The organism is Luteimonas sp. A611, from assembly GCF_054072715.1.
In genome coordinates, this window is the sequence record NZ_JBSVRP010000005.1 from 63912 (window position 1) to 81828 (window position 17917).

Here is a 17917-nt window from a genome sequence, read left to right on the forward strand (position 1 = left end):
GATACAGCCATGGCGGAAATCACCCGCAACGCCCTGTTCGGCAAGCTCAACCCCACCACCTACCGCGCGATCGAAAGCGCCACGGTGTTCTGCAAGCTGCGCGGCAATCCCTACGTGGAGCTGGTGCACTGGCTGCACCAGTTGCTGCAGCTGGAAGACTCCGACCTGCACCGCATCGTGCGCCATTTCGCGCTCGATCCCTCGAAGCTCGCGCGCGACGTCACCGCCGCGCTGGACCGCCTGCCGCGCGGCGCGACTGCGATCTCCGATCTGTCCTCGGCCATCGAGGAGGCGGTCGAGCGCGCCTGGGTGTTCGCGACCCTCATGTTCGGCGAGGCCCAGGTGCGCAGCGGCTATCTGGTGGTCGGCGCACTGCGCACCTCGCAGCTGCGCAACGCGCTGCAGGCGATCTCGCCTGAGTTCGCCAAGCTCAAGCCCGAAGCGCTGACCGACGGTTTCGACGCGATCGTCGGCGACTCGCCCGAGAACGGCATGCGCGCCAGCGACGGCTTCGACCTCGGCGGCGCCGCGCCGGGCGAGGCCAGCGGCGCGATCGCGCCGGCGGCGATGGGCAAGCAGGAGGCGCTGAAGAAGTTCACCACCGACCTCACCGCGCAGGCGCGCGAAGGCACGCTCGACCCGATCATCGGCCGCGACGACGAGATCCGCCAGGTGGTCGACATCCTGATGCGCCGGCGCCAGAACAACCCGATCCTGGTCGGCGAGGCCGGGGTGGGCAAGACCGCGGTGGTCGAAGGCTTCGCCCAGCGCATCGTGCGCGGCGACGTGCCGCCGGCGCTGCGCGATGTCGAACTGCGCGCGCTCGATGTCGGCCTGCTGCAGGCCGGCGCCAGCATGAAGGGCGAGTTCGAGCAGCGCCTGCGCGCGGTGATCGACGAAGTCCAGGCCAGCCCCACGCCGATCATCCTGTTCGTCGACGAGACCCACACCCTGGTCGGCGCCGGCGGCGCGGCCGGCACCGGCGATGCCGCCAACCTGCTCAAGCCCGCGCTCGCGCGCGGCGTGCTGCGCACCATCGGCGCCACCACCTGGGCCGAGTACAAGAAGCACATCGAGAAGGACCCCGCGCTGACCCGCCGGTTCCAGACCGTTCAGGTGGAAGAGCCCGACGAGATCAAGGGCGTGCTGATGATGCGCGGCGTGGCCAGCACCATGGAGAGGCACCACAAGGTGCAGATCCTGGACGAGGCGCTGGAGGCCGCGGTCAAGCTCAGCCACCGCTACATCCCCGCGCGCCAGCTGCCCGACAAGTCGGTGAGCCTGCTCGACACCGCCTGCGCGCGCGTGGCGGTCAGCCTGCACGCCACCCCGGCCGAGGTCGACGACAGCCGCCGCCGGATCGAATCGCTGGAAATCGAACTGGCGATCATCGCCCGCGAACAGGCGATCGGCATTCCCGTGGTCGAGCGCGAGGCAGAGTGCCGCGCCGCACTGGTATCCGAGTGCGCGCGCCGCGACGGCCTGGAGCAGCGCTGGGAATCGGAGCGAACCCTGGTCGACGAACTGCTGCTGCTGCGCGGCAAGCTGCGCGAAGGCCTGGCGCCGGTGGAAGGCACCGGCAGCCCGCTGGAGGCCGCGGCCGAAGCCGAAGCCGACGCGGTGGCTGACGCGGCCGACGTGCCCGCCGCCGTGGAAGGCGACGACCGCGACGCGCTGCTGGCGCGGCTGCGCATCGTGCAGGCGGAGCTGGCCGAACTGCAGGGCGAATCGCCGCTGATCCTGCCCACCGTCGACTACCAGGCGGTCGCCTCGGTGGTCGCCGACTGGACCGGCATTCCGGTCGGGCGCATGGCGCGCAACGAGATCGAGACCGTGCTGCGCCTGCCCGAACTGCTCGGCCTTCGCGTGATCGGCCAGGACCACGCCATGGAGATGATCGCCAGGCGCATCCAGACCAGTCGCGCCGGCATCGACAACCCCTCCAAACCGATCGGCGTGTTCATGCTCGCCGGCACCTCGGGCGTGGGCAAGACCGAAACCGCACTGGCCCTGGCCGAGGCCCTGTACGGCGGCGAGCAGAACCTGATCACCATCAACATGAGCGAGTACCAGGAAGCGCATACCGTCTCCTCGCTCAAGGGCGCGCCGCCCGGCTACGTCGGCTACGGCGAAGGCGGCGTGCTGACCGAAGCCGTGCGCCGCCGGCCGTACTCCGTCGTGCTGCTGGACGAGGTCGAAAAGGCCCACAGCGACGTGCACGAACTGTTTTTCCAGGTCTTCGACAAGGGCTGGATGGAGGACGGCGAGGGCCGCAAGATCGACTTCCGCAACACCCTGATCCTGCTGACCACCAACGCGGGCACCGACCTGATCGGCAGCCTTTGCGCCGACCCCGAACTCATGCCCGAACCCGAGGGGATGGCCAAGGCCCTGCGCGATCCGCTGCTGAAGATCTTCCCCCCGGCGCTGCTGGGACGGCTCGTCACCATTCCCTACTACCCGCTCAGCGACGAGATGCTCGGCCAGATCGTGCGCCTGCAGCTCAACCGCATCAAGAAGCGCGTCGAGGCGCGCTACCGCATCCCCTTCGACTACGACGACGAGGTGGTGAAGCTGGTGGTCTCGCGCTGCACCGAGAGCGAATCGGGCGGCCGCATGATCGACGCGATCCTGACCAACACAATGCTTCCGGACGTCTCGCGCGAATTCCTCAACCGCATGATCGGGGCCATGGCGGTGACCGGTGTGCAGGTGGGCGTGAAGGATGGCGGGTTCTCGTACGCGTTTGGCTGAGGTGTGCGAGAAGTAAACCTGACCCCGCTAGTTTTTGAACTCGGGTGAGATGCCGCGGACGTTGCTGCACCTGCGGCTATTTTTGGTGAGGAGATTCAGGAATGTTGAAGCTTCGCATAGGAAATGTGGCTGCCACAGAGAAGGTGTACCAGACGGCCGACGAGGCCTACAAGGATATTGGCGACGGCCTGGCGGCCTCCACGAATATTGTCAATGCAGAAACGTCCGTCATGGCCGTAAAGTGGCATGCTAAATGGATCAAACACAGTGAAATCATTCGCCAGGTGCTGCAGGATTGGGTGGCATCGAGCGACTATTTTCTTATCCGGCTCTTATCGGGTCAGGCGTGCGAATCAAAGACGTACACCAGTTATCTTGGCGTCGCCAAGGCGGTGGTGGGCGAGGCGAAGTCGAGGCCCAACCTCCTCAAGGAGCGTGACCTCGCGCTTGACGCCAAATCCAATGGTTCCATTGACCGCGACCTGTGCGGATTGATCAAGAAGATCCACCAGAAAGTCGCCAATCCCGTCGGCTGGCGGTCGCCGTGCCCGAATCTGGCCTGGCATCGGGGCGCTTACTGGTCCATCGGATACAAGAGCTACAACTTTGAAACCCTGCTCGCCAATCCTACTGCGGATGGCAACGTCACCCTGAAGGTGGCCGTTCTGCACGACATCATGGACGTGCTCAAGGATCACGGGCCCTTGGCTGCCACCGTGGTCCCGGGGGGCAAGGACATGTGCAGCATCCTGGTGCCAAATCATGTCGGCGGACACACATATTACAACGTTCAGCAAAACAATCTCGGCCCCACGCTCGGCTTCCGGCGTGGCGACGACGGCACGCTGCTCGAAGAAAGTGGTGTCATTTCGTCCGCCCGAAAGAAGAAAATGCCGCTGTCCTGCGGTCCGTCCTACACAACGGGAAGGTTGATGCAGATGTCTTCTTGGGCAGGCGGTACAGTTGACGAAACAACGGCGATGGCGTGGGGTATCTTTGCCTTCTGGAACCAGGACTATTTCACCAGTTTTTCAGGCGTTCACCGATTTCACGAGGTCATGGACATGGCCAAGAACTACAGGGTCGCCTACAAGCCATTTTCCTACCCAGATGCCTCGCCGACGGATGAGGCGATGGACGTGGGCTGGCTGTTTGACCAGTGACGGTGCCGGAGTGCGATTGTTGGTAACGGGGTGGTAACGGGGTCAGGTTTACTTAAGGGGCGGGTCGGGAGTGCGCAGCTGGATGTTGGAAGTGCCCGGGCCCGGCGCTGCGTTTCCAGGTGGCCGTTTCGGACTGCGCCCCAGGTTTTGACTACGTATTCGACCTTGCCGAGCGCTGGGCGGCACGCCTCAGACGCGTGGGTCCAGCAGTCGATGAGCCAGCGCTTCCTATACGAGATCCACGAATGATCAGCTACTACCAGCTTGGCGGGAACAAGAAGCTCAACGAGATCGTGTTCGCTGGGAGTCACGACGCGGCGATCACGCAGGGCGGCGGGAATGCGAAGACGCAGGACCTGGACATCCATGGCCAGGCCAGCGCGGGCGTGCGGCTGTTCGACATCCGGATTACGGGCTCCATCCTCAAGAAGGGTGAGTCCGACAAGGTGCTCGCGCTGCGGGCCTACCATGGCACCGGCAGCAAGAAGGTGCAGACGGGGCTCGATCTCCGCACCGGCAACCGCACCGACCTGAGCGTCAAATCCATGAGCGGCGGCACTTATGGGCTCACGCTGAGCAAGATCCTGACGGATGCCGCCAAGTTCGTGAAGGAGAACGACACCGAGTTCCTGATCCTCAAGTTCGACAAGTGCGACAACTGGGGAGCGATCGCCGAGGCCTGCGTCGATCTTCTGGGAGACACGATCTTCCGCACGCGGGGCAATGTGAACCTCAGGACCTTGCGCGAACTGCGCGGCAAGGTCGTTGTGCTGTTCTCGAAGGCAGGGCAGGCGGCGACAGGTCTGGACAACCCCGTGAGGCACGGGATCCTGGTCTTCCAGAACCTCAAGGGCGGCGGTGGGTTCGACCAGGACTTCGATGGACTGCAGTACTTCGGCAAGGGGGGAACCAGCATCCTGAAGCCGTTCTCCAAGATCTCGCAGAACGTGAAAAAGCAGAGCAGCCTGATGCGCAAGGGCATCGGCTGCGGCCCCGAGGTCATGGGGATGATGTACTGGACCACGACCGGCGTGTTCGAGAGCATCCGCCAGCGCAACGACACGATGTGGACCAAGGTCAAGCGGGAATCGCTGAAGAAGATGTGGACGAACGGACTCTACGAGTCGATCCAGGAGCGGATGAGCTCCGCGATGAACGGCCGGGTCCATTCGAACGGTCCCGTGCTGAAGGCCTTCATGCCCAACATCGTGATGATCGACTTCGCCGACGAAGGAAAGTGCAAGACGATCTACGAACTGAATGTCGTGGCATCAGTCGACCTGACGGACGTCGCGACCGTGCTCGAACCTTTCCTGTTGACGGCCTGATCCGCGCGCGCGCCGGTTGCGGACGGCGGCAGACTCCGGACTTTTGGTCCGGGCCCGCGGCGACCGCCGCTGCGGGCGCGCCCGCATGTTGATGGGCGCAGTTCCGCGAGCACAAGCAGAGCGGTGAGCAGGTCCGTTCCCTCGAGCGGATCTGGTGTGGATGGGTGGTGCGGATGCGAGCAGCGCATCCGGAGCGGCGCCTGTGTCGATCCAGCAATCCCGCAACGGGCACCACTACATGCGCCGCCGCATGGTGACGGGAGTGGCCGATCCGCCGACCAGCGTCACCGGTTGGCAGCGCAACCGCAGCTGCATGCGCATATGATTGGGATCCGCCGCGGTGCCCGTTCGCGACACGGGACTGGCGGCCGGGGTGCCCGGTACGTGGCCGGCCAGGATCGACAGGGGCGGTGGGGCGTGGCTTTCGATGTCTTCGCCTGGGCGGGGACAGGGACGCAGGGGAAAGTGACATGAACGCCCGGCATACCTGCTATCTGCGGGCCAAAAGCATTGTGGAAATGGCCGACGAACTTCCGACGGAAGAGCGTGCGGATTTCGTCGCGCGCGAATGCGCGGGGGATGGGGCGCTGCTGGCCGAGATCGCGTGGATGCGCAAGGCCGCGGCCTCGGAAACGACACTGCATGCACTGCGCTGGGAGATGGCGGAGCCGCCCGAGCTGGCGGGCGAGCAACTCTGTGCCGATGCCGCGCGCGACTATCGCGTGCTGCGGCGGATCGGCCATGGCGGGATGGGCGTGGTCTATCTCGCAGAGCGACAGCAGGACGGTTTCGTGCAGCGGGTGGCGCTGAAACTGCTGCGGCGGGCGAGCGGCGACAGCAGGGTGGCGCTGGAGCGCTTCCAGCGCGAACGCGCGCTGCTCGCGCGCCTGGAGCATCCGGGCATCGCGCGCCTGGTCGACGGTGGGCTGCTGTCGGACGGGCAGCCTTTCCTGGCGATCGAGTACGTCGAGGGTGAGCACATCGACGCCTGGTGCCGCGAGCATTCGCCGGACCTGCGCCGGCGCCTGGAGTTGTTCCTGCAGGTCTGCGCGGCGGTCGAGTTCGCGCACAGCCACCTGGTGATCCATCGCGACCTCAAGCCGGGCAACATCCTGGTGACCGCGCAAGGCCACACCAAGCTGCTGGATTTCGGTATTGCACGCCTGCTCGAGGCGGCCGATGGCGCGCCGGCCGACGCCACCGAGTTCGGCCAGCAGGCGCTGACGATCGCCTACGCCAGCCCCGAGCAGATCAAGCAGACGCCGCTGTCGGTGGCGACGGACATCTATTCGCTGGGCGTGGTGCTGTACCAGCTGGTCTGCGGGCGGCAGCCGTTCGCCCACCACGTCTCTTCGTTCGACGTCACCCGCGCGATCGTGGCAGGCGAGGTGGTCCCGCCAAGCCGACAGCCGGCAGGCGGCGGTGGGATGGAGCGGATCCCGGCCGATATCGACGCAGTTGTGCTCAAGTCGATGCGGCCGGTGGCGGGCGAGCGTTACACCACGGTGGCGGCGCTGGCCGCCGACGTGCGGCGGTTCATGGCCAAGCGGCCGGTCGAGGCGCGGCGCAGCCGCATGGGCTATCGCGCCCGCCGTTTCGTCCAGCGCAACCGCTGGCCGATCATGGCCGGCACCGCGATCGTCGCAACGCTCACCGTCGGCATCGCCGTGTCGCTGTCGTCGCTGGGCCAGGCGCGCGTGCAGCAGCGGCTGGCCGAGCAGCGGCAGGGCCAGCTCGAACGCATCACCGCGTTCCAGCGCGGGGTGCTGGAAAGCGTCGACATCGACGCGATGGGCTATGCGCTTGCCGAGGCGCAGCGCGTGGCGGTGCAAGCCGCGCTGCGCGATGCGCCCGAGCAGGACGATCCTGCGGCCCGTCTCGATGCGGCGTTCGCCCTGGTGCCGGCGACCGACATCGCCCGCGAGGCGCTCGACCGCTACGTGGTCTCGCATGCGCTCGAGCGGGTGCAGCACGATTTCGCCGATGCGCCGCTGCTGGCGGCCGACCTGCGCCAATCGATGGCGCGCGTGCTGATGGGGATCGGCCAGTACGGTTCGGCCGTGGCCGAGCTGCAGCAGGTGCTCAGGAAACGGCGCGAATCGCTGCCCGACGCCGATCCGCGGATCGCCGCGGTCCTGGTCGACCTCGGACAGGCCCACTACCGTCGTGGCGACATGGATGCCGCGGCGCGCAGCTACGCCGAGGCGATGACCCGGCGCGACCGGCTCCTGCTCGACGACCCGCTGCGGCTGGCGATCGAGAGCGGCAACGCCCGACTGCTGGCCGCGCGCGGCCAGCAAGGCGAGGCGCTCGCAGCCCAACGGGCGCTGCTCGAACGCTGGTCCGGCGCGCTGCCCGCGGAGGACCCGGCTCTGCTCGAGCTGCGCCGCGACGAGGTCCACACGTTGATGCAGCTGGGTCGCCGGCCCGAGGCGCGAACCCGGATGCAGGCGCTGCTGCCGGTTTACGAACGGAGCTTCGGCGAGAACGCGCCGGCCACCCTGGCGGCGCGGCTGACCTTCGCCAACCTCACCAACATGCTCAACGACTACGAGGTGTCGCTGCGCGAAGCCCGGGCGGTCGCGGGCGAGCGCGAGCGTTCGCTCGGGCATGATCATCCGGACACGCTGCAGGCGCTGGCGCTGGTGGGCGCGAACCGCGTGCGCCTGGCGCAGGCGGAGCCCGCGTTCGCCGAGGTCGAGATCGTGATGCGCGACCTGCTGCAGCGGCAGCAGCGGATCCTGGGCCGCGACCATCCCCAACGGCTGGCGAGCATGTCCGAGCTGGTGCGCCTGCTTGCCAAGCAGGACCAGCCGGCGAAGGTCGGGCAGGCGATCGCGCTGCAGCGACAGGTGATGCTGGCGCGCCAGCGCACGCTGGGCGAGTCGCACCTGGACTCGATCGTCGCACTGGGCGGCCTGGCCAGCCTGCAGGCAAACGCCGGCGGCATGCGCGACGAGGCGGTCCGCAATGCGCGGCTGGCGCTGCAGCGCTACGAGCGCGTCGTACCCGGGCATCGCTGGATTTCGGCGACCTGGGACGTGATCGGCCGCGCGGAGTTCGGTGCCGGCAACCTGCAGGCGGCGCGCGACGCGCACCACCAGGCGCTCGCGCTGCGCACCGAGCAAGGCGGGCTGTTGGATGCGCACACGGTCGAGAGCGCGTCGCGGCTGTACGTGGCGCTGTTCGAGCTCGATGACCGCAAGTCGATGGAGGATCTCCGGACCCGCTACCTGGAGCCGGTGATCGCGCTGGAGCCGTCGACGCTCAATGCCGCCATGCTCAGCATCCGCGACTCCGCCCTGCTGGCGATCGAGGGGCTCCCGGACTAGCACGCGGGAAGAGTGCGCAACACGGCGGACGAATGCGGCCGCCGATACGAAAGGGAGGGCGACACAGATGAAGGTCCGGGAGGCACCGCATCCATGGCAGGCGGGCATGCCCGATGCCGGCGAGGTGACCGTCTGGCTCAAGGATGCGCTGGCCGGCGAGGCCGGGGCGATGGACCGGGTGATGCGGCAGATGTACGCGGCCCTGCGGCAGATCGCGCGCCAGCAGCTGGCAGGCGAATACCAGCAGCGCACGCTCGGCGCCACCGAGCTGGTCAACGAGAGCTTCCTGCGCCTGTTCGGCGGCGACGCGATGCCACGCGTCGAGGACCGTCGCCACCTGCTCGGCATGGCGGCCAAGGCGATGCGGCAGGTGCTGATCGACGCCGCACGCCGGCGCAGTGCGGCCAAGCGCCCGGCCGCCGAGGACCGCATCGCGCTGACCGAAATCGTCGATTCGCTGGCCGGCGGCGCCGAACCCGAGGCCCTGGGCCAGGCGATCGACGACCTCGAAGCGATCGACCCGCGCCAGGCGCGGATCGTGGAGATGCGCTTCTTCATCGGCCTGACCGAGGAGGAGATCGCATCGGTGCTGGGGCTGTCGGTGTCGACGGTGCAGCGCGAATGGCGGATCGCGCGGGCCTGGCTGCGGCGCGAGCTGGCCTGAGCACGCCCGCGGTCGCGCGCGGCTGAGACGAATCGTCGGGGCCGGCGTGGCGCGGCGCGCGATGATCGCGGCGAACCCTTGGGACCTGCGAATCATGAGGCCTGCCGCGCGCCTGACCGACATGCATGCCTGTCCGATGGTGACGGGCGTGGTGCCGCATGTCGGCGGCCCGATCGGCCCGCCCTGCGCGCCCACGGTGCTGATCTGCAGCCTGCCGGCCGCGCGCCTGGGCGACATGGCGGTGTGCGTGGGGCCGCCGGACACGATCGTGACCGGCGCGCCCACGGTCCTGATCAAGGGCCAGCCCGCGGCCCGGATCGGCGACACCAGCGCGCACGGCGGCGCCATCGTCATGGGCGCCTTCACCGTGCTGATCGCCTGATGGACGCGGCAACGGCAGGCGCGGCGTCCACGCATGTGCGGGACGACAGCATCGGCGCACTGCTCCAACGCGCGGTGGCCCGCCACGCCGATGGCGCGCTGGACGCGGCCCAGGCGCTGTACGGCCAGGTGCTCGCGCGCGCGCCGGAGCAGCCCGACGCGCTGCACTTCCTCGGCGTCCTGCGCCATCAGCAGGGCGACAGCGAGGCGGCGATCGCGCTGATCGAACGTGCGCTCGAGCAGTTGCCACGGCACGCCGACATCCACAACAACCTCGGCAACGTCCACAAGGAACGCGGCTGCCCGGTCGCCGCCGAGGCCTGCTACCGGCATGCGATCGCGCTGAAACCGGCGCACATCGACGCCATCGGCAACCTGGCCGTGGTGCTGGAAGTGCAGGGCCGGCTGGACGATGCCTTCAACGCCTACGGCCTGCTGCTGCGCGCCGCGCCCGGGTATGCGCGCGGCTACTACCTGCTCGGCCTGTTCCTGTGCAACCACGCCGCCGAGGCCGTGCACCTGCGCCAGTCGGTGGCCTGCCTGCGCAAGGCATGGAAGATCGACCCGCGCAACATGCGCGCGCTGCGCTTGCTTGGCGTCGTGCTGTACTCGATGGGCGAGAGCGAGGCCGCGATCCAGGTCTACCGCGACTGGCTGCAGCGGGTGCCCGACGATCCGCTGGCGCTGCACATGCTGGCCGCCTGCGGCGGCGCGCGGGCGCCGGAGCGGGCCGGCGATACTTATGTCCGCGAACTGTTCGACGGCTTTGCATCCAGCTTCGACGAGCAACTTCTGCACAACCTCGACTACCGGGCGCCGCAGCTGCTGGCCGATGCGCTGCAGCCGGTGCTGGACGGGCGCGGGCACCTCGACATCCTCGACGCCGGCTGCGGCACCGGCCTGTGCGCGCCGCTGCTGCGGCGCTGGGCGCGGCGCCTGGAAGGCGTGGACCTGTCGCCGGCGATGCTGGTGCGCGCGCGCCAGCGCGGCGGCTACGACGCGCTGGTCGAAGCCGAACTCACCGCGCACATGGACGCGCGGTCGAAGGCCTTCGACGTGGTGGCCTCCGCCGACACGTTGGTGTATTTCGGCGACCTGCACCGCGTGGTGGCGGCGGCTGCGCATGCGCTGCGGCCCGGCGGCTGGCTGGTCTTCTCGGTCGAGGCGATCGAGGGGGCGGACGCGTCCGGCGATGGCGTCGAGCTCGGTCCGAGCGGGCGTTACCGGCATGCGCGCGAACACGTGGAGTCGGCGCTCGGCCGCGCCGGGTTCGGACAGGTCCAGGTCCAGGCGCGGGAACTGCGCAAGGAAGTCGGGCGCCCGGTGCACGGCTGGGTGGTGATGGGGCGCCTGGGACAAACGGCCTGACCGCACTGCCGCTTGCGGGTGGCGCGCAAGCCGGCCCATGAGACGAATTGTCGCGCCGCCCGCGGGCCTGCATGTGAGCATCGAGTGCGAGCCCGAAGGGGTGCAGGGCCGCAGCGGCATGCCTGCGCGGAACCCGCCCCCGGCTGCGGCAGGCCCGACGCACAGGAGCACCATGTCGCGCAACCAGCGCAACTTCACCCTGCAATCCGACCTCGGCGACGCGCTGCGTTTCGCCGGCATGGACGGCAGCGAACGGCTGGGCGGACTGTTCGAATTCCGCATCCGCGCGGTGTCGCAGGACCCGAAGCTGGACCTGGTCGCGATGCTGGGCAAGCCGATGGCCGTGCACATGCGCATGCCCGATGGCTTCGAGCGCTGGTTCCACGGCATCGCCATCGAGGCTGCGCAAACCGGCTTCCAGGTGGTCGACGACCTGCGGCACGCGGTCTACGCGATCACGCTCGCGCCGATGCCGTGGCTGCTGACCCAGCGCCGGCACAGCCGCGTGTTCGCCAATCGCGACGTGGCATCGATCGTGCGCGAGGTGCTGGCCGGCGTCGGCTACACCGACGTGCGCCTGCAGCTGTCGGCAAGCTATCCGGTGCGCGAGACCTGCGTGCAGTATCGCGAGGACGACTTCAGTTTCATCAGCCGGCTGATGGAGCAGGAAGGCGTGTACTACTACTTCGTCCACCAGGACCGCCGCCACCTGATGGTGCTGGCCGACGGCATCGGCGCGCACGAGATGGCGCCCGGCGCCGCGCAGCTGCCGTGGCTGTCCGTCGGCGACCACCGCGCGCGCGCGACCGTCGGCGTTGGCGACTGGCGGCCTTCCAGCGCCGTGCATACCACCATCGCGCGGCTCACCGACTACGATCCGCTCAAGCCGCGGGCTTCGCTCGAAGGCAAGGGCGACGCCGGCCAGGGCGCGCCGCTGCACGGCGTCGACGGACTGGAGGCGTTCGACTTTCCCGGCGGCGAAACCAGCGCCGACCAACACAGTCGCCGCGCACAGGTGCTGGTCGAGGCCTGCAACGCGACGCGCGCCGGCTTCTCCGGCAACACCGGGGCCTACGGCCTGGCGGCGGGCGCGCTGTTCAAGCTGGATGGCTCGCCGGGCGGGCAATGGGATCGCGAATACCTGGTGAGCGGCTGCGAGCTGATGCTGCGCGAGGCCGGGCTGGCCTCGAGCGAGGCCGGCGATGTGGACGAGCAGCCGTGGCGCTGCCGCTTCGAGGCCATCGACAGCCGCCTGCCGTATCGCAGCCGGCCTACCGCGCCGCGTCCGCTGATCGCGGGGCTGCAGACCGCCACCGTCTGCGATGCGAGCGGCGGTGGCGACGACGAGGAGATCGCGGTCGACCAACACGGCCGCGTGCACGTGCTGTTCCACTGGTCGTCCAGCGCGCAGGGGCGGGACCAGTCCCACTCCTGCCCGGTGCGCGTGGCCACGCCCTGGGCCGGCAAGCAATGGGGCATGGTGCATATCCCGCGGGTCGGGCAGGAGGTCGTGGTCAGCTTCCTCGAGGGCGATCCCGACCGGCCGCTGATCGTCGGCAGCGTCTACAACGGCAACCACGCCACGCCGTATCCGCTGCCGGCCGAGAAGACCCGCAGCGGGATCCGCAGCCGCAGCGACGGCGGCGGCGCGGAGGACTTCAACGAGATCCGCTTCGAGGACAAGAAGGGCAGCGAGGAGCTGTTCGTGCACGCGCAGAAGGACCTGCGCGAAGAGGTGGAGAACGACCACCACCTGCTGGTCGAGCATGACGAGATCAGCGAGGTGAAGAACGACCAGGCCGGCAAGGTCGGCAACGACCGCAGCCACGAGGTCGGCAACGACGACACGCTGGACGTGAAAGCGAACGGCACCACCACCATCGGCCGCAAGTTCAAGCTCGACGCCGGCACCGAGATCGAACTGGTGACCGGGCAGTCGAGCATCGTCATGAAGAGTTCGGGCGAGATCCAGATCAAGGGGCTCAACATCACGATCAAGGGCCAGCAGTCGGTCAAGATCGAGGGCGGGGTGCAGGTCGGCGTGAAGGCAGGCGCGACGATGGACGTCAAGGCCGGCGCGACCATGACGGTCAAGTCCGACGCCATGCTGACGGTCGAGGGGGGCGCGATGGCGACGGTCAAGGCACCGATGCTGACGCTGCAGGGACAGGGGCTGGCGAAGATGTCGGCACCGTTGATCCTGATCGGGTGAGGCGGCGATGACCGACGTGGTGCTGGACGCTTGTACGCAGATGGGCATCGAGGCGGAGTCGCGCACGCTGCTGCCGCGCGGCGCGCTGCCGCAGGACGCGGTGCGGACGCTGCTGGACGCCGGCCGCGTGCAGTCGGCGCTGCAGCTGCTGGCCGCGCTGCTGCCCAAGCGCTACGTCGTCGCCTGGCTGTGCCAGTGCGCGCGCGGCGAAGCGCTTGGCGACGAGGACCGCGCCGGCGCCGTCCTTGCCGAGCAGTGGGTGCGCGATCCGGCCGAGCACAATCGCCGCACCGCCTACGAGTTCGCCACTGCGGATGGCTACCAGACGCTCGGGGGCTGGATCGCGGCGGCGGCGGGCTGGTCCGGCGGCAGCCTGGCGCCGGCCAGCCAGGACACGCCGGTGCCGCCGCCCGCGCTGCTGACCGCACGCGCGGCCACCGCCGCCATCAACCTGCTTGCGGCGATCGAACCCGATCGCTTCGACCAGCGCCGCACTGCGTTCGCGATGCGCGCGCTGACGCTGCTGTCGGAGGCGCCGCGTGCCGCCGCCACCATCGAACAATCCAGGAGGATGCCGCAGTGAGCGGAGCACACACCCTGACCCTGACCGTGCTCGGCACGCGGCTGCCGCCCGGCCTGCGCAGCAGCTACGAGTTCCACCAGTGCGGCGGCAGCATCGGCCGCTCCGACGACAGCGACTGGATGCTGGCCGCGCCGGGTATCTCGCGCACGCATGCGGTGGTGCGCTACGTGCACGGCCTGTACTTCCTCGAAGACCGCAGCACCAACGGGATGCTGCGCAACGGCGCGCCGCTGTCCCGCGGCGAGCCGGTGACACTGGACGATGGCGATCGCCTGCAGATGGACACGTTCGAGGTGGCGGTGGCGCTGGCACGCACGGCCGAAGCGGCAGCCGCGACGCCGGCGGCCGATCCGCTCGACAGCGACGCGACCATCGCGGTGCCGGCCAGGCCGCGGGCACCGCAACCGGCCGCGCCGTCCCCGGAACCGGCATTGGCGCCCGCGCCGTCCCCGCACGCGGGCGGCGCCGATCCCTGGGACCTGCTGCTGCCGCCCATGCCGGCGTCACGCGTCGTGCCCGATGGCGCCGACGCCGATCCGCTGGCGGGGCTGGGCGTGGCCGCCGAACTCGATCCGCTGCGCCTGTTCGATGCGCCGCCGCCGCCCCGGCCGCCGGCTGCCACCGGCGACTGGAACCACAGCCCCGGCAGCGCCGATCATTTCCGGCCCCCGCAGGCCGCGGCGCACAAGCCGCTGCTGCCCGAGGAGTGGGACCTCACCCGCGGCGACTTCGCCTCTGCGGCGGCGCCGGCCACGCAGCCCGGACCGGCGCCGGCGATGGTTGCGCCGGTCGCGCCAGCGCTTGCTGCAGCGCCGGCGGCTGCACCCGTGCCGCCAGACACCGAGGCGATCCTCGGCATCGTCGTCGACGGCGTGATGGAGGTGCTGCGCGCGCGCGCCGAGATCAAGAACACCTTCCGCCTGCCGGTCACCATCATCCAGCGCAGCGAGAACAACCCGCTCAAGTTCGCGGCCACGCCCGACGAGGCGATGCGCCGCCTGCTGCAGCCCGATGGCGCCTTCCTCAGCGGCGCCACCGCCTTCGAGGATGCGTTCGACGACATCCGCTGCCACCAGATGGCGATGCTCGCGGGCATGCGCGCAGCGTTCGAATCGCTGCTCGCGCACTTCAACCCGGACCGACTGGAGCGCGAGGTCGACAGCGGTGGACGCCGCGCGTTCTCCGGCAAGGGCCGCTACTGGGAACGCTACCGGGACGACTTCGAGCGCACCGCGCGCGACCCCGACGAGTGCTTCCGCACGCTGTTTGGCGACGAGTTCGCGCGCGCCTACGAGGCGCAGCTGGCGCGGCTCAAGTCGGCCCGGCGCCGCGATCCGCGCTGAGACGAATTGTCGGGCTGCGCCCGCGCCCGATCGCGAGAATCCAAGCGGCAAGGCGTGCCGTCGGCGCGCCACGATCTCACCGCAGCGGTCCGCCCTGGGGACGTCCGTCCGTCCGGCATGTGCGCGGCCGACGCGACGGGCGGGCAGCGGATGACGCAGAACAACAAGATCGTCTGGAGCGAGGGGCTGTTCCTGCGGCCGCAGCACATGCAGCAGCAGGAGCGCTACCTCGAGCGCCGCATCGAGCTGCGTGCCGGCAGCCTGCGCGCCCAGTCGTGGGGGTTCACCGAGCTGGAGCTGGAACCGGACCTGCTCGCCGTCGGCCGCTTCGGCCTGCGCCGCGCGCGCGGCGTGTTTCCCGACGGCACCCCGTTCTCGATGCCCGACGACGATCCGCTGCCGATGGCGCTGGAGGTCGAGCCGGGCTGCCGCAACGAGATCGTCTACCTGACCCTGCCGCTGCGTTCGCCGGCGCAGCCGGACAGCGCATGGCCCGACGCACCGGCCGAGCGCCTGGTCCGCTACCGCGTGCGCGAAACCGAGGCCGTCGACGCGTCGGGCAGCGTGGAGGGCGGCGTGCTGCTGGAAGTCGGCGGGCTCGCCACCCGGCTGCTGCCCGGGTCGCGGTCGCCCGAAGGCCTGGCCAGGATTCCGCTGGCGCGGGTGGTGGAGTGCCGCGCCGACAACCGCGTGGTGCTGGACGAGGGCTTCATCCCGACCGCGCTGGACTGTCGCGCCGCGCCGCGGCTGGCGACCTTCCTGACCGAACTGCTCGGCCTGCTGCACCAGCGCGGCGAAGCGCTGGCCGGGCGGGTGGCGCTGACAGACCGCGGCGGCGCGGCGGAGATTGCCGACTTCCTGCTGCTGCAGGCGGTCAACCGCTGGCAGCCGCTGGTCGCGCACTGGGCCGACGCCTCCACCCCGCATCCCGAAGCGCTGTACGCCGCGCTGGTGGCGATGGCCGGCGAACTGGCCACCTTCACCGCGCCCGGCAAGCGGCCGCCCGCGCTGCCGCCGTATCGCCACGAGACGCTGCAAGCCAGCTTCGAGCCCGTCGTCGCAGCGCTGCGCGGCAGCCTCAGCGCGGTGCTGGAGCAGAACGCGCTGGCGATCCCCGTGCAGCAGCGCAAGTACGGCGTCTGGGTCGCGGTGGCGGCCGATCCATCGCTGTTCGACAACGCCGCGTTCGTGCTGGCCGCGCGCGCCGACCAGCCATCGGAAGAACTGCGCCGGCAGTTGCCGGCGCTGGCCAAGATCGGGCCGGTCGAGAAGATCCGCGACCTGGTCAACCTGCAGCTTCCCGGCGTCGGGCTGTCGCCGATGCCGGTGGCGCCGCGGCAGATCCCGTACCACGCCGGATTCGTCTATTTCGAACTCGATCGCCAGGCCGCGATGTGGCGCGAGCTGAAGACTGCGGGCGGCATCGCCCTGCACTTCGGCAACGACTACCCCGGCCTGGACCTGCAGCTGTGGGCGATCAGGGGATGAGCGCATGAGCACGCATGGCTACGATCCGCTGGACGACGCGACCATCGTCCGCCCCCGGCAGCCGGCCGGCGCCAGCGCCGCGGCGCCGCCGGCAGCCTCCGCGGTGCCAGCGCCGGCGGGGGAGGAGATCAGCGCCTTCCTCGGCCGCGGGCTCAACCCGATGGTGCAGGCGGCCAGTCCGCTGCTGCTGCTGGCCGTGCAGCTGCGGCACAGCACCGCCGCCGGCGACCCCGAGGCGCTGCGTGCGCAGGTGGAGGCGCAGGTGCGCAGGTTCGAGGGCCGCCTGACCGAGCTGGGCGTCGGCACGCAGGCGGCGACGGCCGCGCGCTACGTGATCTGCGCGATGGTCGACGAGGCGGTGCTGAACTCGCCGTGGGGCGAGCACAGCGGCTGGTCGAGCCGCACCCTGCTGGTCACCTTCCACGGCGAGTCCTACGGCGGCGCCAAGTTCTTCCAGCTGCTCGAGCGCCTGCTGCAGGACGTGCCGCGCCACATCGAACTGCTGGAGCTGATGTACGCCTGCCTGGCGCTGGGGTTTTCCGGGCGCTACCAGATCGAGGCCGGCGGTCGCGCGCGGCTGGCCGATATCCAGGACGACCTGTACCGGCGCATCCGCGCCCATCGCGGACAACCCGACGAGGCGCTGTCGCCGCAGTGGCGCGGCATCGTGGCGCGCCGCAGCCGGCTGCTGCATCGCTTCGTGCCGTGGATCGCGGGCGGCGTGGCGGCCTGCGCGCTGCTGGCGGCGTTCACCTGGTTCCATTCCCGTTTGAACGAGCAGGCCGCGCCGATCGGCGCGGAGGCCGCGCGCATCGGGCTGGCCACGGTGCCGCCGCCGGGCGATCTGCCGCGCACGGTGCCGCGCCTGGGCCTGGCGCAGTTGCTGTCGAACGAATCGCAGGCCGGCCTGCTCGAGGTCGAGGAACGCGACGATGGCCAGGCCCGCGTGCGCCTGGCGGCCGCCACGATGTTCGCCTCGGGCGGCGACGCCCTGGGCGATGACGCGCGCGTGCTGGTGGCGCGCGTCGCCAAAGCGCTGGAGCAACTGCCGGGGCGTGTCCTCGTGGTTGGCCATACCGACGACCAGCCGCTGCGCTCGCTGCGCTTCAAGGACAACTACGAGCTGTCCACCGCACGTGCGCGCGCCGTGGCCGACGTGCTGACCGCGTCGCTCAGCGACGCGGGCCGCATCGACGTGGTCGGCGCGGGCGCTTCGCAGCCGCTGGCCACGCCGGTCGCGCTGGCGGAAAACCGGGCGCGCAACCGTCGCGTCGAGATCCTGTACCAGCCGGGGGACTGAG

General features: G+C 69.8%; 12 protein-coding genes. All 12 read left to right on the plus strand.

All coding sequences use genetic code 11. The features are described 5' to 3' along the window. Nucleotides 1-9: 9 nt before the first annotated feature. The 12 genes from tssH (at nucleotide 10) to icmH (ending at nucleotide 17916) form a co-directional block, all read left to right on the plus strand. Nucleotides 10-2754: a type VI secretion system ATPase TssH gene (gene tssH, locus ACW5EG_RS15940; RefSeq protein WP_457018492.1), complete on the plus strand. Its 2745-nt coding sequence runs from the start codon at nucleotides 10-12 to the stop codon at nucleotides 2752-2754. A 101-nt stretch (nucleotides 2755-2855) separates the two neighbouring features. After that, nucleotides 2856-3917, plus strand: a complete 1062-nt coding sequence (locus tag ACW5EG_RS15945) for a hypothetical protein (RefSeq protein ID WP_457022276.1) — start codon at nucleotides 2856-2858, stop codon at nucleotides 3915-3917. A gap of 245 nt (nucleotides 3918-4162) precedes the next feature. Further along, a complete protein-coding gene (locus tag ACW5EG_RS15950; RefSeq protein WP_457018494.1) occupies nucleotides 4163-5245 on the plus strand; it encodes a hypothetical protein in 1083 nt (360 codons plus the stop codon). A gap of 518 nt (nucleotides 5246-5763) precedes the next feature. Further along, the gene (locus ACW5EG_RS15955; RefSeq protein ID WP_457018495.1) at nucleotides 5764-8577 is read left to right on the plus strand and encodes a protein kinase domain-containing protein; all 2814 of its coding nucleotides are present in this window, start codon (nucleotides 5764-5766) and stop codon (nucleotides 8575-8577) included. Nucleotides 8578-8644: 67 nt separating this feature from the next. Continuing rightward, nucleotides 8645-9241, plus strand: a complete 597-nt coding sequence (locus tag ACW5EG_RS15960) for an ECF-type sigma factor (protein ID WP_457018496.1) — start codon at nucleotides 8645-8647, stop codon at nucleotides 9239-9241. A 94-nt stretch (nucleotides 9242-9335) separates the two neighbouring features. Next, entirely contained in the window at nucleotides 9336-9623 is a 288-nt protein-coding gene (locus ACW5EG_RS15965; protein ID WP_457018497.1) for a PAAR domain-containing protein, read from the plus strand. Next, on the plus strand, nucleotides 9623-10990 hold the full coding sequence (locus ACW5EG_RS15970; RefSeq protein ID WP_457022278.1) for a tetratricopeptide repeat protein: 1368 nt from the start codon (nucleotides 9623-9625) through the stop codon (nucleotides 10988-10990). Before ACW5EG_RS15965 ends, ACW5EG_RS15970 begins: the two co-directional genes overlap by 1 nt. A 172-nt stretch (nucleotides 10991-11162) precedes the next feature. After that, nucleotides 11163-13202 (plus strand): type VI secretion system Vgr family protein, encoded by a 2040-nt coding sequence (locus tag ACW5EG_RS15975; protein ID WP_457022280.1) that lies wholly within the window; start codon nucleotides 11163-11165, stop codon nucleotides 13200-13202. Between the two features lie 7 nt (nucleotides 13203-13209). Beyond that, nucleotides 13210-13785: a DUF6931 family protein gene (locus ACW5EG_RS15980; RefSeq protein WP_457018501.1), complete on the plus strand. Its 576-nt coding sequence runs from the start codon at nucleotides 13210-13212 to the stop codon at nucleotides 13783-13785. Then, entirely contained in the window at nucleotides 13782-15128 is a 1347-nt protein-coding gene (gene tagH / locus ACW5EG_RS15985; RefSeq protein ID WP_457018502.1) for a type VI secretion system-associated FHA domain protein TagH, read from the plus strand. Before ACW5EG_RS15980 ends, tagH begins: the two co-directional genes overlap by 4 nt. Before the next feature lie 150 nt (nucleotides 15129-15278). Next, the gene (gene tssK, locus ACW5EG_RS15990; RefSeq protein WP_457018503.1) at nucleotides 15279-16616 is read left to right on the plus strand and encodes a type VI secretion system baseplate subunit TssK; all 1338 of its coding nucleotides are present in this window, start codon (nucleotides 15279-15281) and stop codon (nucleotides 16614-16616) included. Nucleotides 16617-16620: 4 nt separating this feature from the next. Further along, nucleotides 16621-17916 (plus strand): type IVB secretion system protein IcmH/DotU, encoded by a 1296-nt coding sequence (gene icmH, locus ACW5EG_RS15995; protein WP_457018504.1) that lies wholly within the window; start codon nucleotides 16621-16623, stop codon nucleotides 17914-17916. Nucleotide 17917: the final 1 nt, after the last annotated feature.